This is a genomic window from Candidatus Regiella endosymbiont of Tuberolachnus salignus (assembly GCF_964020115.1).
GTDB classification, from domain to species: domain Bacteria; phylum Pseudomonadota; class Gammaproteobacteria; order Enterobacterales; family Enterobacteriaceae; genus Regiella; species Regiella insecticola.
Window position 1 is genome coordinate 2,752,908 of sequence record NZ_OZ026542.1, and the last position, 22,421, is coordinate 2,775,328.

General features: G+C 40.6%; 16 protein-coding genes and 2 pseudogenes. 11 read left to right on the plus strand and 7 right to left on the minus strand.

Annotated features, from left to right (window positions below; all coding sequences use genetic code 11):
• Positions 1 to 48 precede the first annotated feature (48 nt).
• The 9 genes from xyeB to sapF all read left to right on the plus strand — a co-directional run bounded on the left by xyeB (position 49) and on the right by sapF (position 11,088).
• The gene (xyeB, locus tag AACL30_RS13875; RefSeq protein ID WP_339057010.1) at positions 49 to 1,236 is read left to right on the plus strand and encodes a cyclophane-forming radical SAM/SPASM peptide maturase XyeB; all 1,188 of its coding nucleotides are present in this window, start codon (positions 49 to 51) and stop codon (positions 1,234 to 1,236) included.
• A complete protein-coding gene (locus tag AACL30_RS13880) occupies positions 1,226 to 2,035 on the plus strand; it encodes an aspartyl protease family protein (protein WP_339057011.1) in 810 nt (269 codons plus the stop codon). The genes xyeB and AACL30_RS13880 overlap by 11 nt, the downstream gene beginning before the upstream one ends.
• 244 nt (positions 2,036 to 2,279) lie before the next feature.
• The gene (locus AACL30_RS13885) at positions 2,280 to 3,464 is read left to right on the plus strand and encodes an HlyD family secretion protein (protein ID WP_339057012.1); all 1,185 of its coding nucleotides are present in this window, start codon (positions 2,280 to 2,282) and stop codon (positions 3,462 to 3,464) included.
• Positions 3,465 to 5,546 (plus strand): peptidase domain-containing ABC transporter, encoded by a 2,082-nt coding sequence (locus AACL30_RS13890; RefSeq protein ID WP_339057013.1) that lies wholly within the window; start codon positions 3,465 to 3,467, stop codon positions 5,544 to 5,546. It begins immediately after the preceding gene.
• A 250-nt stretch (positions 5,547 to 5,796) separates the two neighbouring features.
• Complete coding sequence (gene sapA, locus AACL30_RS13895) at positions 5,797 to 7,443, plus strand: ABC transporter substrate-binding protein SapA (RefSeq protein WP_339057014.1); 1,647 nt, start codon at positions 5,797 to 5,799, stop codon at positions 7,441 to 7,443.
• Positions 7,440 to 8,405: a putrescine export ABC transporter permease SapB gene (gene sapB, locus AACL30_RS13900; RefSeq protein WP_339057015.1), complete on the plus strand. Its 966-nt coding sequence runs from the start codon at positions 7,440 to 7,442 to the stop codon at positions 8,403 to 8,405. Before sapA ends, sapB begins: the two co-directional genes overlap by 4 nt.
• Positions 8,392 to 9,282 (plus strand): putrescine export ABC transporter permease SapC, encoded by an 891-nt coding sequence (gene sapC / locus AACL30_RS13905; protein WP_339057016.1) that lies wholly within the window; start codon positions 8,392 to 8,394, stop codon positions 9,280 to 9,282. The genes sapB and sapC overlap by 14 nt, the downstream gene beginning before the upstream one ends.
• 16 nt (positions 9,283 to 9,298) lie before the next feature.
• Positions 9,299 to 10,294 carry a putrescine export ABC transporter ATP-binding protein SapD gene (sapD, locus tag AACL30_RS13910; protein WP_339057017.1) on the plus strand — a complete coding sequence of 332 codons (996 nt, stop codon included), beginning with the start codon at positions 9,299 to 9,301 and terminating at the stop codon, positions 10,292 to 10,294.
• A 2-nt stretch (positions 10,295 to 10,296) separates the two neighbouring features.
• Positions 10,297 to 11,088, plus strand: coding sequence for a putrescine export ABC transporter ATP-binding protein SapF (gene sapF / locus AACL30_RS13915; protein ID WP_339057018.1), 792 nt, complete (start codon positions 10,297 to 10,299; stop codon positions 11,086 to 11,088).
• 93 nt (positions 11,089 to 11,181) lie between these two features.
• Here the strand turns inward: sapF and AACL30_RS13920 are convergent, their stop codons facing one another.
• On the minus strand, positions 11,182 to 11,613 hold the full coding sequence (locus tag AACL30_RS13920) for a DUF29 domain-containing protein (protein WP_176488512.1): 432 nt from the start codon (positions 11,611 to 11,613) through the stop codon (positions 11,182 to 11,184).
• Positions 11,614 to 11,700: 87 nt separating this feature from the next.
• Positions 11,701 to 12,951, minus strand: coding sequence for a matrixin family metalloprotease (locus AACL30_RS13925; protein ID WP_339057019.1), 1,251 nt, complete (start codon positions 12,949 to 12,951; stop codon positions 11,701 to 11,703).
• Positions 12,952 to 13,412: 461 nt separating this feature from the next.
• On the opposite strand from AACL30_RS13925, the gene AACL30_RS13930 reads away from it, so the two are divergent.
• Positions 13,413 to 15,065 (plus strand): hypothetical protein, encoded by a 1,653-nt coding sequence (locus tag AACL30_RS13930; protein WP_339057020.1) that lies wholly within the window; start codon positions 13,413 to 13,415, stop codon positions 15,063 to 15,065.
• Positions 15,066 to 15,180: 115 nt separating this feature from the next.
• Here AACL30_RS13930 and serS read toward each other — a convergent pair whose 3' ends face one another.
• The gene (gene serS, locus AACL30_RS13935) at positions 15,181 to 16,473 is read right to left on the minus strand and encodes a serine--tRNA ligase (RefSeq protein WP_339057021.1); all 1,293 of its coding nucleotides are present in this window, start codon (positions 16,471 to 16,473) and stop codon (positions 15,181 to 15,183) included.
• A 208-nt stretch (positions 16,474 to 16,681) separates the two neighbouring features.
• Here serS and AACL30_RS13940 point away from each other — a divergent pair, with 208 nt between their 5' ends.
• Positions 16,682 to 18,565, plus strand: a complete 1,884-nt coding sequence (locus AACL30_RS13940) for a DUF3857 domain-containing transglutaminase family protein (RefSeq protein WP_339057022.1) — start codon at positions 16,682 to 16,684, stop codon at positions 18,563 to 18,565.
• Positions 18,566 to 18,624: 59 nt separating this feature from the next.
• Here AACL30_RS13940 and lolA read toward each other — a convergent pair whose 3' ends face one another.
• The 4 genes and pseudogenes from lolA to lrp all read right to left on the minus strand — a co-directional run bounded on the left by lolA (position 18,625) and on the right by lrp (position 22,402).
• Positions 18,625 to 19,194: an outer membrane lipoprotein chaperone LolA gene (gene lolA, locus AACL30_RS13945; protein ID WP_339058487.1), complete on the minus strand. Its 570-nt coding sequence runs from the start codon at positions 19,192 to 19,194 to the stop codon at positions 18,625 to 18,627.
• Positions 19,195 to 19,338: 144 nt separating this feature from the next.
• A pseudogene (locus AACL30_RS16590) lies at positions 19,339 to 20,868 on the minus strand (DNA translocase FtsK); the annotation flags it as partial.
• Positions 20,869 to 21,267: 399 nt separating this feature from the next.
• Positions 21,268 to 21,876: pseudogene (locus AACL30_RS16595) on the minus strand (DNA translocase FtsK 4TM domain-containing protein); the annotation flags it as partial.
• 31 nt (positions 21,877 to 21,907) lie between these two features.
• Positions 21,908 to 22,402, minus strand: coding sequence for a leucine-responsive transcriptional regulator Lrp (gene lrp, locus AACL30_RS13955; protein ID WP_339057024.1), 495 nt, complete (start codon positions 22,400 to 22,402; stop codon positions 21,908 to 21,910).
• Positions 22,403 to 22,421 lie beyond the last annotated feature (19 nt).

Consider the following 22,421-nt stretch of genomic DNA (forward strand, 5'->3'; position numbering starts at 1 on the left):
AGCACTTTTGTGCTGCCTTCTTGCCAATTCTTTCCTATGAGCGTATCAATGAAAGATAACCATCTGAAGCATCTTGAGATAATTCTTAAAGTAAGCGAGCGCTGCAACCTCAATTGCAAGTACTGTTATGTGTTTAACATGGGGAATGATTTAGCACTTAAAAGTGCGCCTGTTATCACACGCGCTACAATGCTAACCCTCAGAAATTTTCTAGAAGCATCAGCAAAAACATACAAAATCGATGTTATTCAGATTGATTTGCATGGTGGTGAACCGCTGATGCTAAAAAAAGAGCGAATGGAATTACTTTGCGCAATGCTGCATGACGGTAATTACAACGGCGCTTCTCTCCGTATTGCTATTCAAACTAATGCAACGCTGATAGATGAAGAATGGATAAAAATTTTTCAAAAATATCAAATATCTGTCAGTGTTTCTATAGATGGCCCGAAGCACATTAACGACATCAATCGCCTCGATCATCAGGGGCGTAGCAGTTATGAAAGAACGCTTAACGGTTACAAAATGCTTACTACGCGATCCAGCGATGGAAGCAAAGAAAAAACCGCGCCGGTTTTGTCCGTCATAAATCCACAAGCCAGCGGCAAAACGCTATTCAGGCATCTATATGATGCTATGGGTTGTCGTCAATTCGACTTTCTTTTGCCGGATTGTAATTACGCTAATCCTACCGATATAGATGGAATGAGCCGATTTTTAGTTGATCTATGTGATGAATGGTACAACCAAAACGATCCAAAGTGCCATGTAAGAATTATAAACGCTCATATCGCACAAATGGCCGGAAATGAGAATACGTTTGTGCTGGGGGTTACAACGGTAAAAGACAGTGCTGCAGCTCTGGCTTTCACTGTTACGTCAGAAGGTGATATCTATATTGATGATACTTTACGTTCAACAAATTCAGATATTTTTACTTCCATTGGTAATATTACCGATACTTCTCTTAAAGAGATTATCGCCAGCAAACAGCTGAACACACTGAGCACGATAGAAAAATCTTTGCCTGATGAATGTAGAGAGTGTGTTTGGCGCAATATCTGCTGTGGGGGGCGTCCAATAAATCGCTACTCACCCACTGAAGGCTTTAAGCGTAAAACCATATACTGTGATTCCATGAAAACCTTTTTTAGTCGCTGCGCCTCTATTTTGCATGACATGGGTGTAGGCATAGATGAAATAGCTAAAAATATCGGGGTAGAAAATGATGCTTAACGTATCACGAATAAAAACACTGTTCGCCACTCTTTTCATACTTTCGCTTAATACGGTGTTTGCCAGCAAAATCACTATTTCCAGCGACTGTGAACTAACAACCAATCTCAACATCAACGGGATTACCATTAAGCGCCTGCTTATTGATACCGGCTCTTCTGGTGGCCTAAATTTGAGTGAAAAGGTAATTCAAACACTTCCCGGCACCCCTGCAAGATTTTTAAAAACAAAAAAATATACAGATGCATACGGAGGAATTAGACAAACGAATATTTATGAGGTGCCTGAACTGATGATCGACGGGATCCGACAGCAGAAAGTAAGGCTGATAGCATTCAAACCATGGGGAAAAATGGATGAGCACCAAAAGGCATTCCCGATAAATGGTGTAATAGGGCTTGACACGTTCGGCGATAAGGTACTCCACATCGATCTACAAAAAATGAACTTGAGTATTTCCGATAGCTTTATTCCTGAACAAACAGCACTGTGGGAGAAATTACCTATTAACCGCACTGATTATGGTGCTGAGATTAACGCCATCGGAGAAGGGGGTAGGCCTCTCAGATTGGTAATCGATACAGGAGCAAATCGAAGCGTTATTTTTAATAAAAACACTGACGTTGAATCCGCAGAAGTAACTGAAGTTGTTGCAGGTAAAAATCTGGTGATACCCGCACTTAAAATGACCATGAATGCCCCTGCTTTAGCAGATATTGATGGATTTGTAGGATGTGATTTTATAAAAAACAAACACCTTGTGATCGCGAAAGATCACCTTTACATTTCAGTGAATTAATAGATCTCTTTCGAAACCGTATAGCCGAATCAGTTTAATTTGATTCAAGGCTGAGGAGCGCAGACAGTACAAATAGTACGGCAAGCGACGACAACACTTAAATCAAATTAAAATGATTTGGCTATAGTTCGCGCGTTATGCGAAGTCAAGACGCACGGCCACCTTCGTTAACATAAGTACATGACGCAGGATCCGTGTCACGCAGTAGGTTCCGAGAGAGGTCTAATAAAAAAACAGAGGAAAAGTGAGCACCTTTCGTAAAGAAGCCATTGAAAATAAACACCTTGATTGGATGGGTAAACACGCCCTTACTTTGACTAAATCTAGCAGATCCCCACTTTTGCTAAGTATCATAACGATTTTCTGTTTGGCCGCCCTTATCACCTTTGGCAAGTATGGTGTCAATGTTGAAGCCTCTGGCATCGTTGCTTTCCGTCCGAACGTTTACGCGCTTACCTCCCCTTTAGATGGGATTGTAACCAGTTCAACAAAAATGGAAGGTGAAGAGGTTCACGCGAGTGATACCCTCTACACAATCACCAGTAAAATCACTTTCGATGGCGAAGAAAAACACGAGAAAACAAAAACGCTTATCCTCAAAAAAATCAGCAGTCTTGAGGATAGAAAAGCCGACATAACTAAATCCATAAACCGAGTCAAAGAGGATATGCAGCGTGAGATTACACTTAAAAAAAATGAGCTTAGCAACTATCAGCAACTTTTAATTACTACTAATAGAAAAATTGAGCTTGAATACAAACGCAAAACCTTGTTTGACAAGTATGACAAAAAAAACATCATTTCAGGAATGGAATTACACGAAGCAACGAGTAAGTTTATAGCTGCAAAAGAGGATGCTCAGCGCATAAAGGTTTCACTCTCGCAACTTAACTACGAAATAGAAAAGTTGCAGATGAATTGCAATAAGGATTTAGAGGCACTAAAAACCAAAACCGACGAATATAACTACCAACTGGCCGCTGCACGTCAAGAGCTCACAGAAGCCACCATCGAGGCTTTTTCTGATGTAACTGCACCGTTGAAGGGTAAGCTTGGCTATTCATCTGTTATCGCGGGTGACGCGGTTAAAAAAGGGGATGTAATCGGGGTTATCCTTCCTACAGGTGCAAAACCGATGATTACTCTCCATCTTCCCTCTGCTGCCGCTGGTGAAGTCCAGCCTAATCAAACAGTAAAAATCCGTGTATCCTCATTTCCGTGGCGAAGATATGGAAAGCTCAACGGCACTGTAAAAACCATATCCCCTACAGCTATCCGCACCGACAAAGGCATATTTTTCTCTGTGACCGTTGAACCTGAAAATAACAAAATTTTTCACCTGCAACATGGCATGGAAGTTACGGCCAACATCACAACAGGACAGAAACGAATTTATCAATGGCTCTTTAGTTTCCTGGTGACTAACTAAATGGAAAAATTAAAAAATCTGCGCTTTCCTTCCCCTCTTCCTGATATTGTTCAAGATGAGGTATCTGAATGCGGTCTTGCTTGTATTGCCATGATTCTTTGCTACTACGGCCATGCAACAACGCTCTATACATTACGGGAAAAATTCGCTGTTCCTACTTCAGGGATGAGCATCGAGGAAATTATTGAAGTTTCAGAGAAATTTGGCCTTACCTGTAGACCTTTTCGTGCAGAGCTCCAGCAACTTTTTTCTGTAAATACACCTTGTATCCTGCATTGGTCATTTGATCACTTTGTTGTTCTCAAAACAATTAAGCGTTCTTATGCAATCATTCATGATCCAGCCTGTGGTCAAAGAAAAATTAGCCTTTCTGAGCTATCAAATTGTTTTACCGGCGTCGCGATCGAACTGTGGCCGGGAGCGTTGTTTGAAAAGAAAAATACAGAGCTACGTTTAACCCTTTGGGATATGTTTACAGGCGTGCGAGGCAAATTAAAATTGCTTTGCACTGTGCTTCTTGTGTCCTGCGCAGTGGAAGGCCTGACATTAATGATCCCCCTATTCTCTCAATTTGTTATTGATACTGTTTTGCAAAATAGCGATATGGGTTCGCTTACCTTCATGATTGCACTATTTTTTTGCGTAGTGGTAATAAGATCTATTTTATCCTGGTCACGCTCCTGGATTATTGCATCCACGAAATATGCTATCGGCCTGCACTGGTCTGAGGGAGTGTTTACGAAACTCATCAGCTTACCTGTGGCTTTCTTTGAAAAGCGAACACTGGGAGAAATGGCATCGCGGATACAGTCGCTCGAAGAAATCAAGGAAGCTTTTACAGCACGAACAATTGGCGCCATTCTCGATTTAGTGCTAATCGCCTTTATTTCAGCTCTTATGTTCGCTTACAGCTCCCTAATAGCCGTTGTCGTCCTGCTACTTGCAGTAAGCTATGCTACTTTTAAAGTGATGAGCTTTCAGCGTTACAGAGCTACGCTAACCGAGATGATCACCCGAATAGCCGCACAATACAGTTTTTATATGGAAACAATGAAAGCTATCCCAGCCATTAAAATGCTTGGCTTGGCCGACAAACGTAAACTTAAATGGCTAAACCTCTGTAGTGAAGCGGCTGTGTCTAACATTCGTCTTTTCAGAATCGATTTCTTCTCACAGGTTTTTTCTCTTGCGATTACCGGGCTAACATCAGGCGTGGTTATCTATTTTGGCGTAAACCTGGCTGAAAGCGGCAAGTTTACTGCTGGTGCCATGTTTGCTTTCATGCAGTTTTCCGATTTGTTTATTACGCGCGTGGTTAATTTCAGTGATGCGTTATATCAATTCAGGCTCTTGCCGACACACATAAACAGGCTAAACGATATCGCACTGACAAAAAGCGAACCAGCATCAAATACCGAAAACAGTAATTTTTTCATCACTTCCGGGAAAGTTGAAGTTAAAGCGCTTTCGTTTGCTTACAACAACAATGAAGCACCTATCTTTGAAAACGTCTCTTTTTCAGTTTCACCGGGCGAAAGCCTTGCTATCGTCGGTCGTTCTGGTTGTGGTAAATCCACGCTGCTTAGCGTCATTTCTTCCCTGCGGGAAAGCAGTTCCGGCTATATTTTTATTGATGGAATACCTTTGCAACGTATTGGCGCTGAACGTTATCGTTCGCTGATATCATTCGTTATGCAGGATGATTTTCTTTTCTCCGGCACACTGCTACAAAACATAACCTCATTTGCCAATAATCCTGATATCGAATACATGAAAAGTTGTGCGCAGGCGGCCGCTATCCACGATGAAATAGAGGCTATGCCTCTTGGTTATTCAACGCTGATCGGTGAGTTAGGTAGCTCACTTTCAGGTGGGCAGCGCCAGCGAATTTCTCTCGCGCGTGCATTGTATAGAAAACCAGCAATTTTGATTCTTGATGAAGCTACATCTGCTCTTGACATTGAAAATGAACGAAAAATAAATGAAGCTATAAAATCGATGAATATCACACGCATATTTGCCGCACACAGGCCAGATGCGATAGCAGTAGCTGATAAAATCTACCATATGACAAAAAAATAAAAGTATCCGCGAGTACCAGAGATTTCAGATAGGCTCTCAGATATATACCGTTCACCTTTGAAGTTGCCGCTGGCGGCCAGGGCGACCGACCGATGAGCGTAGATATACCATGAGGGCGAAGGCTCGCAGCCAACAACACAGCGACTTCAAAGGCGAAGGGTATAAATGGCGAAAACAGGTTAATAAATTGGGCGGATAATAAAATTACGATACAATAAATCCATGGATTTATCTCTATATCGAAATTTTTATGCGTGCTCTGATGCTTTTGATATCGGTTTTTTCAACCACTCTAATGCTGACATCGTCTGTATTGGCCACTGATTTACAAACAGACATCCACCAGCAGGGTTTTGTTTATTGTATTAACGGCACTCCCCATGCATTTAATCCACAAATGGCACGCCACGGATTGACGGTAGATACTTTATCAGCTCAATTGTATGATCGCTTACTGGGTGTCGATTCTTATAACTACCAGCTCACCCCTGAATTAGCAGAAAAATGGCAAATATTGGATAATGGCGCTACCTTTCGTTTTCAATTGCGTAAAAACGTTTCTTTTCAGACCACTTCTTGGTTTACCCCTAGTCGCATGATGAATGCCGACGACGTCATTTTTAGTTTTCAACGTATTTTTAATAAAGAACATGCTTATCATAATGTTAATGGCAATAGCTATCCCTATTTTGATAGTTTACAACTCGCTCGCACCATAAAAAGCATTAAAAAATTAGACGATCATAATATTGAATTCCGCTTAAGAGCACCGGATGCTTCTTTTCTCTGGCATTTAGCGACACATTACGCACCGATATTATCCGCAGAATATGCCGAAGCATTAACACAAAAAAATCAACAAACAGAAATTGATCACAAGCCCGTTGGTACTGGGCCATTTATGCTAAAGCAGTATCGTTTTAATCAATATATTCGTTTTTTCCGCCACAGTCAGTATTGGAAAGGTCTGCCAGGCATGCAACAAGTTGTTATTGATTTAGGAGTCAGTGGAACGGGACGTATATCTAAATTGTTAACGGGGGAATGTGATGTACTAGCCTACCCCCCTGCAAATCAGTTAACCATTTTACGTAATGATCCCCGCTTCCGCTTAACATTACGCCCTGGTATGAACCTAGCTTATCTGGCGCTTAATACCCGCAAACCTCCTTTAAATAATATTCAAGTTCGTCGTGCTATCTCATTATCAATTAATTATCAACGCCTAATGCAGGCCATTTATTATGGTACAGCAGAAACCGCGCCTTCCATTTTACCTCGTGCTTCCTGGGCTTATGATGAGAGCACACAAATTACCAAATACAATCCAAACCAGGCGCGAAAAATCTTACAGCAATTGGGTATCAAGCAAATGGAACTCAGTTTATGGGTTCCAACCGCCCCACATTCTTATAACCCTAGCCCATTAAAAACCGCCGAACTTATTCAAACTGATTTAGCAAAAGTTGGCATAAAAATTAATATCATACCGGCTGAAGGACGTTTTCAAGACTATAATTCAATGGAAATGAATCACGATTTGACACTATCGGGCTGGACAACAGATAGCAATGATCCTGATAGTTTTCTTCGACCAATATTAAGCTGTGCGGCTATTGATTCTCAAACAAACCTCTCTCGTTGGTGCCATCCTCAATTCGACATTTTGCTACAAAATGCACTACACACTCAGAAATTCAAAAAACGTATTAGTTACTATGAGCAAGCTCAGCGCCTGCTCGCAGAACAATTACCCTTGTTACCATTAGCCACGCCATTACGATTACAAGCTTATCGTAAGGATATTGAAGGCCTAGTATTAAGTCCATTTGGTAATGCCTCTTTCGCTGGAATATTTAGAAAAAGCAAAGACAGCACGGAAGATAAAAAATTATGACTACCTTCACATTACGCCAACTATTATTGTTATTGATTACCTTATTTATGCTATCGCTAATTAGCTTTAATGTGAGTTTTCTTGCCGATCATGGACAACAGAGCAATATAGAAAAAGTGAATACTTACCTTATCTATTTAAATAAATTATTACAGGGCGATTTTGGTATTTCAAACATCAACAATCAACCCATTCGTGAGCAATTACGGATCGCCTTTCCTGCCACCATGGAATTATGTGTTTTAGCCTTTTCGTTAGCATTGCTTATCGGGATCCCTCTGGGCATCATTGCCGGGATGACCAGAGGAAAATGGACAGATATTACCATCAATTTTCTTACTTTAGTTGGTTTCTCTATCCCCTCCTTCTGGCTAGCCTTACTGTTAATGTTATTTTTTTCTTTACAGCTTGGTTGGTTACCCATATCTGGCCGTTTTGATCTGTTATATCAGGTAGAACGCGTTACTGGATTAGCACTGATAGACACTTGGTTATCGCAATCACCCTACCGTAAAGAAATGATGATCAGTGTAATGCAGCATATGCTATTACCTATTACTACTTTAGCCATTACACCCACGACTGAAGTCATACGTTTGATGAAAACCAGTACCGATGAAATCATTCGTCAAAATTATATTAAGGCAGCGGCTACCCGCGGCTTATCAAGATTAACTATTATCCGACGACACTTGTTACACAACGCATTACCCCCCATTATTCCTAAACTAGGATTACAATTTTCGGCGATGTTAACCTTAGCCATGATCACCGAAATAGTATTTAACTGGCCAGGACTCGGCAACTGGTTACTGGAAGCCATCCGCCAACGCGACTATGACGCCATCTCAACCGGGGTTTTTGTTATTGGCGCGTTAGTCGTTGTGATTAACGTAATGTGCGATATTTTATCCATGATGATGACACCGTTAAAACGTAAGGAATGGTATGCAATCCGATAACTTCTACTATGAAAAGCAAACACCTAGCCCCTTGCGTTATGTCTGGCGAATTTTCAACACAGACATCGCTGCCATGACCGGATTTTACGGCGTACTAGGTTTAATATTTCTGTGTTTATTTGGGGAAATAATAGCGCCCTATGGCTTAAATCAACAATTTTTGGGTTATCAACTGTTGCCTCCTTCTTGGTCACGCTATGGTGATGTCTCTTTTTTTCTCGGCACCGATGATCTCGGACGTGATGTTTTAAGCCGCTTACTAGCCGGTACTGTATCTACCTTTGGCTCTGCACTATTGGTGACCCTGGGTGCCATATTTTGTGGCATGGTATTGGGTGTATTGGCAGGAATTACTAGCGGCATTCGATCAGCCATTTTAAATCATATTTTAGATACGTTACTCTGTATTCCTTCTCTACTGCTGGCTATTGTTATCGTAGCCTTTGCTGGTCCCAGCCTACAAAACACGATGTTTGCGGTATGGTTAGCACTGTTACCACGCATGATTCGTACTATCTATAGTGCCGTTCACGATAAGCTGGATAAGGAATACATTGTTGCCGCTCGCCTAGATGGTGCTTCGACTCGTTATATTTTGTTTTATGCTATTCTGCCTAATATTGCAGCGGTACTAGCGACAGAATTCACACGCGCCTTATCAATAGCTATTCTAGATATTGCAGCATTAGGTTTTTTGAATCTAGGCGCTCAATTGCCTTCGTCTGAATGGGGTGCTATGTTGGGTGATTATTTAGAACTGCTTTACATTGCACCCTGGACCGTTATGTTACCAGGCTTAGCCATTTTCATCAGCGCACTACTGGTCAATTTACTCGGTGACGGCATGCGCCGAGCAATAAACGAAGGCATAGAATAATAAAAGGAGAAAAATAGTGGCACTCCTTGATATCCGCAACCTTACCATTGAGTTTATTACTCCCACGGGAGCAATCAAAGCCATTGATAGAATCAGTATTATGCTAGCAGAAGGTGAAGTTCGCGGACTGGTTGGAGAATCAGGCTCAGGTAAAAGTTTAATTGCCAAGGCTATCTGTGGTGTCAGTAATGAAAATTGGCGCATTACTGCTGATCGTTTTCATTTTAATGATATTGATTTACTCCGTTTATCTCCCCGCCAGCGCCGAAAACTTATTGGTCACAATATATCGATGATATTTCAGGAGCCACAATCTTGCTTAGATCCTTCTGAAAATATTGGGCAACAACTCATTCAGTCAATACCGGGTTGGACTTATAAAGGCAGCTGGTGGCAACGTTTTCATTGGCGAAAAAAACGAGCGATTGAATTACTCCATCGCGTCGGTATTAAAGATCATAAAAATATTATGAACAGTTACCCCTACCAGCTGACAGAAGGTGAATGCCAGAAAGTGATGATTGCTATTGCATTAGCCAATCAACCACGACTATTGATTGCTGACGAGCCCACCAACACGATGGAATCAACCACAAAAGCACAAATTTTCCGTCTATTAACGCGATTAAATCAAAACAATAACACCACTATTTTGCTCATTAGCCACGATTTACAATTTATGAGTAAATGGGCTGATCGGATCAATGTGCTTTATTGTGGTCAGACAGTAGAAAGTGCCTTGCGCGATGATCTACTCACTAACCCACGTCACCCCTATACACAAGCATTGATTCGTTCCATGCCTGGTTTTGGCGGAGCGATACCACATCATAAAAGCCGTCTTAATACTTTATCGGGTGCCATTCCATCATTAGAGCATCTCCCTATCGGTTGTCGTTTGGGGCCTAGATGTCCCTATGCTCAGAAAGAATGCATTGAAACACCTAGACTACAACGAATAAAAAATCACGCTTTCGCATGTCACTTTCCACTAAATTTAGAGGATAAATAAGGTTGGAAATACTACTTGAAGTACATAATTTAAGTAAAAAATTTTGCGACCATAGCGGGTTATTTCACCGAAAACAAATTGTGCAGGCGGTTAAGTCAATCAGTTTCACTCTACAAAAAGGGCAAACGCTGGCCGTTATTGGAAAAAACGGATCAGGTAAATCAACACTGGCTAAAATGCTAGCGGGTATGATTGAACCAAGCACGGGGGAGATATTAATAGAGGGGCACCAACTCAGTTATGGTGATTATGCTTATCGTAGTCAACGCATCCGTATGATATTTCAAGATCCCAGTACTTCACTCAATCCTCGTCAGCGAGTCGGCCAACTACTTGATACGCCATTGAAACTAAATACAACACTTGATGCACCTGCACGTGAACAACATATTTATCAAACGCTACGTCAAGTAGGTTTACTCCCTAACCACGCCGATTATTACCCTCATATGTTAGCCTCTGGGCAAAAGCAACGTATTGCGCTCGCGCGGGCGCTCATTCTGCAACCTAAAGTTATAGTTGCAGACGAAGCTTTGGCGTCATTAGATATGTCAATAAGATCACAAATTATTAATCTAATGCTAGAACTACAGGAAAAGCATGACATCGCTTACGTTTACGTCACTCAACATCTTGGCATAATGAAACACATTAGTGATCAAGTCATCGTTATGCACGAAGGCGAAGTTGTTGAACGTGGCAACACAGCCGAAGTGTTAGCAGCGCCTTCACACGATTTTACTAAACGTCTCATTGCCAGCCATTTTGGCGAAGAAATCCTCACCGAGGCATAAAAAATTTGTATACCCTTCGTCTTTGCAGCCGCCGTGTTGTTGGCTGCGGGTGATTCACAGAATCACGTAGTATGTCTATGAACGAAAAAATCCTCATTCTGGAAAAAATTCATCGCTGATGACTTGCTCGAAAGTCCACGGACATTCCTTTGGAAATACAGTTTCTTCTATCCCTGTTTCTCTGGCCGTCGATAGAATTGAAACTTCATAAGCATCGTTAAGTATTTCAGGTAATTTAGATTTGAGGCTTGGGTTACTACGTAAACGTTTTTGCGTAAGCTTTCTTTGCTCTTTGATTGATAACAACCAGCTTGTACCTCTCCGTGCCGGCTGATACTTCCATTTGAGAAGATGTTGAAACAATACTTTTAGATGCGATTCAAGCCCTCTTTGTTCACTCCGCCCCATTGCTTCTATCTCCTCCAGCAAATTTTCTGTATCTAACTCATTGAAATGCCCAGCACGGAGCAAATCTGCTTGCTCTTGGCTCCAACCGTAAAAATCACTGTCATAATGGATTGTCATATCTTCCTCGCTATTTCAGATAGTATAAAAAGAGCAATGTATGTCTAATGAAAAAATCAGAACTACCCTGTTTTAAAAAACAGAAATCTATCTTAATGACAGATTGACAGCATCACCCAATAATGATACCCCATCCGAGAAAAAACCTTTATGGGATTGTTCGTCGCCTCTATTAATCAGCCTCCCTTGAAACGAGCCCTGAAGTGAAGAGTGGAAGGTAAAACTAGACATATCCTGAGCTAGATAGTTTTCTGGTGGTAACTTTTTCTCATTACGTTCACGCGCTCTCTGTTCTCGTCTTTTTGTGTATTCCTGATCATATTCGCGCTTTCTCTGTGCCCGTTCTTCCTTTATCCGTTCCCATTGTTTTTTGCGTTCCTCTTCCATCTGTCTCCGCTCTTCTTTCATCCTATGCCATTGTTCTTCATGTTCTTTTACTATTCGTGCTTCCTCTTTAGCCCGTTCCTCCATCTGTCTCTGTCTTTTTTCTTCTGCTGCCTTTCGTGCTTGTCTCTGTTCTTCTTCTCGTGCCGCTCGCCGTTTATTTACGCGTTCTTGTTCCAGTCGTATCCACTCTTGCTCCTGTCTCAATGCTATTTCTCGTTCCCGCGCTAGTTTACTTTCTCTTTCTTGTACTTCTTGTTGGCGCCTCTTGCGCTCCTTTGCAAGTAGCTGTTCTGCTTGTTCCTGTGCCGCTCGTCGCTTTTTTTGTTCCTTCTTTCGTAGCTCTCGCTTTTTTTCCCGTTCTTGCTGGCGTTTCAGTATCTTTTCTCGCTCCTGGGGATCAGGATTGGTATCTTGGCCATATAATTGTTGCAAAGCTAAAATATCAGCCGGTTGTAATTCCTTTGTGAAAGAAACTCTAGGCCACATAATGCTGTCAGCGCTAGAATAGCCCACTTGAGTAACGTGCTGTAATCCAATAGCATGCCCTATTTCATGAGTAATAATTTTTTTAAAACTATCCACATGTGCCAAATTTACCCATATTGGACTAACGCCAGAATAATTATTAGGACGAAAAGCATAACCAGCAAGAGAATTATTGATAGCTTTGTAATTACCAAAAGTAAGATTGCTAAATTCAGTACCTTCTACCATTTTGAATTCTAAACCTGTCTTCACGGCAATCTCATCAAGAACAAATTGGGTTATTTCCCGTTGTTCCTCGGTAAAAGGGGTTAAATTAGTATAGGATTGATATTCGTTATAAGTTGCACTCTCCTGATAAAGGGGCGTTAAATATTTAAATTTCAGTACCAGTTCTTCGCCGATATTTTTATTCCATCGATATCCACTCTTTAATCTTTCTGCTAAATCTTTAATCTTTTTTTTCATAACCCACCCATTCCTTTTTTATCCTTATTAAAAATCCGTTATCGATCCAAAATAAAAATCGCTAAAATAAAGATAATTTTATTTTTCAGTAACATATAAATGTAAATTTTTTGTAAAAATATTACATAAAAATTTATTATATTATTGATAAATTATTTTTTTTTAAAACTCAAAGATATTTTAAGGAAATAAATGTTTTTTAAAAAATAAATATGTAAAATGAAAATATTTTAATTAAAAAAAAGAAAAATACATTTAAGTGAAAAAATTTCAAATGAAAAAATCCGCTAAAAATTTCAATCCTGATTTACAGAAAGACTTCATCTATTTAACATACATGCATGAACGGTGAGAACATTAGCTTGTAAAAGTGACTAAAAATCGGTTTTTGAAACTATTTCAGTTTATTTTATATATCATATTGATTAACTCTTTCAATTAATCAGAAAAGGACAATATCCGTGTTACTCTCACCCACTACTAATCAACATCATAATTTTACTCCCCTTACTACCCATTCAAAAATAAATGATCATAATGTTTTAAATAACCGGAAACAAGCAGAAGCGGCGCTTGGTATCATTAATTATCTTCCTTCTCATGTAAAATTTTTGAATTTAGAAAAAATAGGATCTGGTATAGCAAGCATTACTGTTAGAGATCTCAGTATTGCCGAGTTAACACTTTTACAACAATTAGAATATTTATACCTTGGCAACAATCAGCTCACAGAGCAAGACATCAGCAATTGGCGTAACTCTATATTAAGTAGTAGGAAATTACGCACACTTAATTTAGCAGGGAATGCAATTAGAGTACTACCTAATATAAGTTATCTTGACAAATTAAAAAAACTTAACCTTAGGGATAATCCGTTAGAAAACTTTAATGCGAACCATCTACCAAAATCATTGGATTCACTGAAACTAAATAACTCACAACTTAAAGAACTCTCTATAGATAAAATTAAACAACAGCTGCAAGAGGCAGGATTTGTGATAACGGGTGAGGTTAGCGAAAATGGAATAATTTTTTTACATCATCCTGATAAATATAAAAAACCGATAACGCCTAAAAATAGTGGTTTAAAAAAAATTAATCCGTGCTCTTTAACACAGACTAATAGAATAAAGGCACAACCTACTTTACAGATGCAATTTAATAAAGTACAAAAGCGTATAAAAATAGCTAAGCTAACAGGAACACTAGATTTAACAGGAATACAAAGTAGTAGGATAATAAATCAAGCTTTATGGATCTGCCATATATCAAAGCTACCTATTACCAAAATTAATCTTACTGATTGTAGTTTAAAAAACATCCCTAAGCGAAAAGTAAAATACAATCATATAGTTAAAATACGAAGAGATTATTTGATTAATGCGGGTGCTATACAAGTAAAACCATCAACAAGTCAAAGTAAAGGAAAAATTCTGGATGCGATAGAAGAAAGATATGGTCTAAATACAACAAAAGCTCTCTGCTCAGGATTTGCTACTGAATGGGCATTACAGTTTTTAATTAACGGTGAAATCATCAGCTTTCTGAGAAAACTTTATCCTACTTATAAAGTAAAAGGAGAAGAAGGCGCTCCGGATCGAGACATAAAAGGGTCTCCAGATAAAAAAATATTGGATAATATTTTTAATCTCCATGAAGAAATACGTTATGTTGACAATATAGGTTCAGAAACTTATTTAAAAAATTATTTAAATAAACATGGTGTGGAATGTGCAAAAATTTACACTGCAAAGATCGAAGAATCTGATAGCGTCAGTTATAAAGAATCACTAACTATGGAATTTTCCACCTGGTTAGAAAAGTGTTTATTAGTTTCTACTAAAGAGACTGCTCTTACTGTGGGCTTAAAATATAAATCAAGTGGTGGGCACCGTATAGCATTTTATAGCAGCGGTAAGGAAAATGATGAAGGAAAAAGAGAAATTTACTTTTTTGATCCCAATGTGGGAACATTTAAAATTGAAGTTGATATGAACAATGATGTAGATAAAGGTAAATTAGCACGCTGCTTAACTATAATTGTCGACAATCCTACCGCTTTTAATGTTTCTCAACTTAAAAAACAACCTAGGTTCTGTCTTAATCTGGCTTAATAGATTTAGACCTTCAATAAGGCTAAAGCTTTCAGGTATAAGCTGTGTGCGTTAGTGCTTCGGCTAACAAAGTGCTAACGCGCACAGCCCAACTACTTTTAATTTAGCTAAAAAACTAACCAATACATTCCAAGCCTCGCATATAAGGGCGTAACACTTCCGGTATTGTTATCTTACCGTCAGCCTGTTGATTGTTTTCCAACACAGCAACCAAAGTCCGACCCACAGCTAAACCTGAACCATTTAGCGTATGCACAAATTGGGGTTTTTCACCCTGCTTATCTCGATAACGCGCCTCCATCCGACGCGCCTGGAAGTCCCCCATATTGGAACAAGAAGAAATTTCTCGATACTTGTTTTGAGCCGGTAACCAAACTTCCAGATCATAAGTTTTACAAGCAGCCGCTCCCATATCACCCGTACACAGCAGCACTTTACGATAAGGCAGTTTTAATAGTTGTAATACTTTTTCAGCGTGCTTGGTCAACTCCTCCAGCGCCTCCATGGAGTGTTCTGGGCGTGTAATTTGCACCAATTCTACTTTATCAAACTGATGCATACGAATGAGACCCCGAGTATCACGCCCATAAGAGCCAGCTTCGGAACGAAAACAAGGTGTATGCGCCGTCATTTTTAATGGTAAAGAAGCGCCTTCCAAGATCTTCTCACGCACTAAATTGGTCAGCGGTACTTCTGCCGTTGGAATTAACGCATAATTGCTACTCGATGATTCCTCTGCTAATGGTTTAGTATGAAATAAATCTTCACCAAATTTAGGCAATTGCCCCGTTCCTAACAGAGAATTTGAATTGACCAAATAAGGCACATAGACTTCTTGATAACCATGTTGTTCGGTATGCAGATCAAGCATAAATTGTGATAGCGCACGATGTAAGCGCGCAATGGCTCCCTTCATCACCACAAAACGTGTCCCAGTCAATTTAACGCCAGCAGCGAAATCAAGCTCCCCTCTTTTTTCGCCCAGAGCAACATGATCTTGGATTTTAAAATCATACTGACTAGGCTCACCCCAGCGACTGATTTCTTTGTTATCTTGCTCACAGTTACCTTCAGGTACGCTATCGTCAGGCAAATTAGGAAGTGACAATGTCACATCTAATAGCTTGTTTTGTACCTCCTGTAATTTTGCTCTTGCGACATTCAGTCTCTCACCCAATTGCTTAGTGTCTTCACACAGAAGTTCAATATCTTCTCCTTTTGCTTTAGCCGCGCCAATCAATTTTGCGTGAGCGTTGCTTTGGGCTTGCAAGTTTTCTGTCTCTATTTGTAAGGCTTTACGCTCTTTTTCATAGTGGCGCAGTGAATCTGTATCTAGTTTACAATTTCTACGGGCTAATTTTTTAGCGACTACGTCTAGCTCATTACGCAGCAGGTTGGGATCGAGCATATTTATCCTATTATATTCACGAAAATGTTATATTTTGATTTATTATCTATTAAATGCATGCTATTACATGCGCCTGTTATACCCTTCGCCTTTGAAACCACCGTGTTGTTGGCTACGGAGGTTCGCTCGAATCACGTACTACGCTCATCGGCCTCAAGCCCTGGCCGCTTAACGGCTGTGGGTATAGTTATTTATTATCAGGAATATTATGCGATATCATCTATTCTGTCTTTCGCTTTTTAAAGCAAGTTTAGCGCTTTTCAGTTCATCCGCATTATCTGCACTGCAACCGATTGAAGAAGCACCCTTGGCAAGTGAGATCGATCACCATTGTCATTTCAAAGATGATGGTACGACTAAATGTACCAGTACTTATCATTACACCATTCTTCGGCCAAGCGGACGCGAGGAAATATCACGCATCGATTTTACTTTTAATGAAGATGACAATCTCACTGTGGAAAAAGCCGAGCTAACCCAGCCAGGAAAAAAATCGGTTCCATTAGATAAATCTCGCATCGATACCCGCTTAGCTCCCAATCCTGCAAAAGGTTTTTTGCGAGAAAAACAAACCTCAATTGCCTTTCCTAATTTACGGATAGGAACACGTGTTAGCTATACATTACAACAGGATTACGCGGCCAAACCGATGATCAACGGATTTCACTATATTTATAATGAGTACCCCTCTCCACAACGGATTGACCGTCTCAATGTAAAATTTACCGCTGAACGTCCTATCGTCTGGCGCAGCGAACGAATGGAAAACTTCAACATAACGCATAAAAAAGATAAAAAAGAGCTGGTCATTACACTAAAAAAACCACCGTACTACCTTAATTATGTTAATGAAGCAAACGGCAGCTATGTGCGCCAAATCCCTCGCATCGAGCTAGCCAGTTCACTTGATTTACAAGATAACTTTGGAGCTATTGCCAAGCGCTACAACGAAATATTGGCGGCCAAACTGCCTCCTCTTAGCGCAGAAGTTGTGAGTAATATAAAAGAAAAAACTCCTGAACAAAAAGTAACGGCAGTGATGCAACACATTTACGATAATTACCGTTACTTGGGCGATTGGCGAGGTAGCGAACGGGGTTACATTCCATTTAGCTTGTCTGAAATTGAAGAGCATGGTTATGGCGACTGTAAAGACTTGGCAATACTTCTCACCGCAATGCTTAAAGCCTCAGGGATCAAAGCTCAGCCTGCGTGGATAAAACGTGGGGTTTTTGCTCCTACTCTACTTATCCCAGGAATAAAAGCACCCAATCACGCTATTGTACGGGCTGAAGTCAATGGCAAGACCTGGTGGCTTGATCCCACTAATCCCGTTTTTACACCGGGTCGAACCATGAGTGATCTCCAAGAACGTTGGGTGTTTGTAGCAGATGAAACGGGACAAGTGAAGCAAGAGACCATACCGGCAGAAACCCCTGATGTAAACCAAAAGGTTACACGTGAGGAACGCTTCAGTGATGGCACAAAAGCACAAGTGGAATTGAACTTAGAACTGGCTAACGATCCCCTGATGCAACTGAGTAAGGATGATCAACATTATGGCAAGTTTAGCGTCGATAAAGAGCTATGCAGCCAATTCGCTAAAGAATCACAAGATTGTGAAATTAAGCGAGCCGAAACCGCTTTCGTCATGCCAGAACACTATAAAATGACAGCCACCCTAACCGATCTTGCTGCCTTACAAAAAGTGTCGGATCAATACATTTACCATCGTAGTAGCGATAAGCTAACGGCAATCTGGAAAATGTTTTCAGCATACCGCCGTGAAGGAAATTTAGCCGATGTCTTTATCGGTGATCCACAAACCATTTTGCTAGAAACGACACTTCGCGGAGGCAATATCAGTAAGCAGCCACTGCATTGCGAGATACGCTCACCTTGGTTTGACATCGATATGAAAAGTGAGCCAAGCAAGGATGACAGTTATCATTATTCTTATAAAAAAGTAGAAAAAGTACGTTGGCTCACCCATGATGAAATCAATAGCGGTGAATTCAAGGATTTGATTGATAAAAGCGTTGACTGTTTTGAAAAGTTACGACTCAACGTACAGTTGACTAAAAAAGCATAAGCAATGTGATTTGATGCTAATGGCATTCAACTTAAACGCGAGCTGAATGCCATTTTTACTCATTGGCGCTGATCATCCAGCGTCACTTCCTTAGGTAAAGTAAAAGTAAATTTACTCATATCAACCTCAGTATTTTTCTGATCCTGCAAGCGATAAGCACTGCGCTGGCCACTCTGTTCAATCAGGGTAAAGGTTTTAATCATTCCACTTGTGGTAACACTAATGGTAAATTTTTCTAAATTACCTTTAGCCTTTTTAGGCGTTAATTCAAAATCATCATTTTGTTGTTTGACGTTATATTGCATCCAATCATTCAGGTTATTGCGCGTCATCAAAATAAATGGCGTATTATCGGTGGCATCTTTTAGCCAGGTGGCGGTTGCTTGTTCAACCAAAGGGGTATAAAACCATAGGGTTTCACCATCGGAAATCAATACACTCTCATCTGGCGATGTTATATGCCAATTAAACAAATTCGGCCGTTTTATCCATAGTTCGCCCGCCCCTTGTTGCACTACATCGCCCTCGGCACTGGTCACCTGTTGTGAAAAAGTGGCATAAAAACTATTCACTTTAGCCAGGCGAGTTTGTAGATTTTGTCTGGCATCAGCCCAAACCGGCGTAGACATGAAGCCAATAACTATCGCATGACAAAAAAATAAACCAGAGCACAATAACGCCCTACCCCTTTTCGTTATTTTCATTACATTTATCCTTTTATAGCCGAATCAGTCTAATTTTATTCAAGCTGGGAGGAGCACAGATTGGCTATATTACCTCTCGGGTGCCAATACTTCACGATTACCGCTATGATTAGGAGCACTGACAATTTGTTGGGCTTCCATCTGTTCAATAATACGCGCAGCACGGTTATAACCGATACGAAATTGGCGTTGCACCGCAGAAATCGAAGCGCGCCGTTTTTCCAACACAAAATTGACGGCTTGATCAAACAACGGATCTAATGGTTCCTCTCCTCCCGCCGAATTCCCTCCTTCATTTTCTTCACTTTCACTGAGAATATTCTCAATATATTGCGGACGACCACGGGCTTTCCAATCGTTCACTACCGCATGCACCTCTTGATCTCGGACAAAAGCACCGTGGATCCGAATCGGAATAGAAGAATTCGGCGCCATGTAAAGCATATCCCCCATACCCAGTAAGGATTCTGCTCCCGCCTGATCAAGAATAGTACGAGAATCAATTTTGCTAGAAACAGTAAAAGCAATACGGGTAGGAATATTCGCTTTAATTAACCCGGTAATCACATCAACTGACGGACGCTGAGTGGCTAATACCAAATGGATGCCTGCCGCTCGTGCTTTTTGTGCTAATCGGGCGATTAATTCTTCTACTTTTTTACCTACCGTCATCATCAGATCAGCAAATTCATCCACCATCACCACAATATAGGGCAATTTTTCTAACATAGGTGGGGAGATCCCCATGCTCTCTTTCGGTTTCCAAAAAGGATCAGGGATCGGTCTACCCATATTTTCAGCTTGCAAAACACGTTCATTATAATTAGCCAGATTACGCACGCCCAATGCTGACATCAGTTTATAACGCCGCTCCATCTCAGCCACACACCAACGCAATGCATTAGCCGCATCTTTCATATCAGTGACCACTTGGGTTAACAGATGTGGAATACCTTCATAAACGGACAATTCCAACATTTTGGGATCAATCATGATAAAGCGTACTTCATCCGGCGTGGCTTTATACAATATACTGAGGATCATCGCATTTACCCCAACGGATTTACCTGAGCCCGTGGTACCTGCCACCAACAGATGGGGCATTTGCGCTAAATCAGCAACAACAGGTTGTCCCGCTATGTCTTTACCTAACACCATCGCAAGCGGGGAACGGGTTTCGCGAAATACAGGGCAATCGAGTACTTCTCGTAGATAAACGGTTTGCCGATAAGGATTCGGTAACTCTAGCCCCACATAAGGTTTACCGGGGATCACTTCGACCACTCGTACCGCAATGGCAGAAAGTGATCGCGCCAGATCACGCGATAAACTTGAAATACGCGCCGCCTTTACCCCTGGCGCTAAATCTAAATCGAAACGGGTGATGACAGGCCCTGGCGAAATGCCAACCACTTTTGCTTTAACACGGTAATCCGCTAAACGGGTTTCAACCAAAAGCGCGGTTTGCTTTAAGGCCTCGCGGTCTACCGGCGGCTTTTCATTCGAGGGGGACGAGAGGAGATCCAATGTGGGTAAAGGCGTGGTGGGTTTGACTAAAGGCGAATCATTACGCATCAAAAACGGATGAATTAAGGTATCGGGTAAGGTCTCGGGGACTGAAGCCATAGCCTCATCGGCCATTTTTGTATTATCGGAAGATAAAGTAGCCTCATCAGATTGAGAAACCGACGCATTTTCGATATTTTCTTTTGGCGCAGTAAAGAATTCAATCGATGGTAATTTTTCTTTATTTACTTCATCGGTCAAGCTTGTTTCGCTGGTTAAGGGAGGTTCATCTAAAAAACAGGCAGAAGGCTCCTCTTCTTTTACCTCTTTTACTTCATTTATTTCTTTTATTTCTTTTATTTCATTTTTAGCGCTCGATGAAAGAGAAAACAATCGATCATCATCAGTGATTGTCGTCTGTTCAATTGCCGTAGGTGATACAGCTAATTCAGCGGATTGATGGCGATAACCTTTCTTATGACGGTAGTCACAAATAAAGTGCAGGCCATTTAATACCACCCATCCTATCTTTTCAGCGATTAACAACCATGACCAGCCGGTAAAAAGCGTCAGACCCGCCCCCCAAATAAACAAAAGACATACCGTACCAGCGGTACTATTGAAATTTAGCAACATCAGATTACCGAATAAACTACCGATGACACCACCAGAAGGGAAATAATAAAGATCATCAATACTTAATGCCGCCAAACTGCATGCAGAAAGCACTAACGCTAAACTACCAATTAAACGCAAAGAAATAAAAAAATAATCAAAAGGTTCATTACTCTTCTTTTTGTGCCGCAAAACAATCTGACAAAAAGTAACGCCTAACAAAGGGATCACATAAGCGACTATGCCAAAAATAAAAAACAGCATATCGGCAAGCCAAGCCCCCACTCCCCCACCAAGATTATGAATGGGTTCGTGCCAAGCAGTTTGTGACCAACTCGGATCAGAAGGATTAAAACTGATTAACGATACCATTAAATAGCCAGCAAAAAGCACCATCATAATAAGCCAAGCTTCAAGAAAAAATCGTCTTCTAACCGTTGGTTTTTTAGCGGGCATAGTATTATTTTGTATATACTCCTGGTTCAAGCAACCTCCTTCAAATCAGTTATCCGTTTTATCAACTCGTTTTAATAAACAATCTACTGCTTTGTTTTACTTCTTCCATTGTTACGTAAGTACGAGTGTCATGAACCCCTGGCAAACGTAGCAAGGTGTTACACAATAATTTACGGTAAGAGGAGATATCTGGCACCCGAATTTTCAGCAAATAATCAAAATCACCCGACACCAAATAACATTCCTGTACCTCTGGCAATTTTCTCACTGCAATATTAAATTGCTCGAATACATCGGGGGTGCCGCGATTTAAGGTGATTTTAACCAAAACTAGCAGTCCCGCATCCAAATAATGGGGATTAAGCAGTGCGGTATAGCCGTGAATAAAATTTTTTTTCTCTAAACGGCGCACCCTTTCTAGACAGGGTGTGGGTGACAAGCCGACACATTTCGCCAATTTAACGTTTGAGACACGGCCATCTTTTTGTAATTCATTAAGGATATTACGATCAATACGATCAAGCTCTTTCCACGAGCGTTTTTTATGATCCATCATTATTTTAGCGCCTATTTAC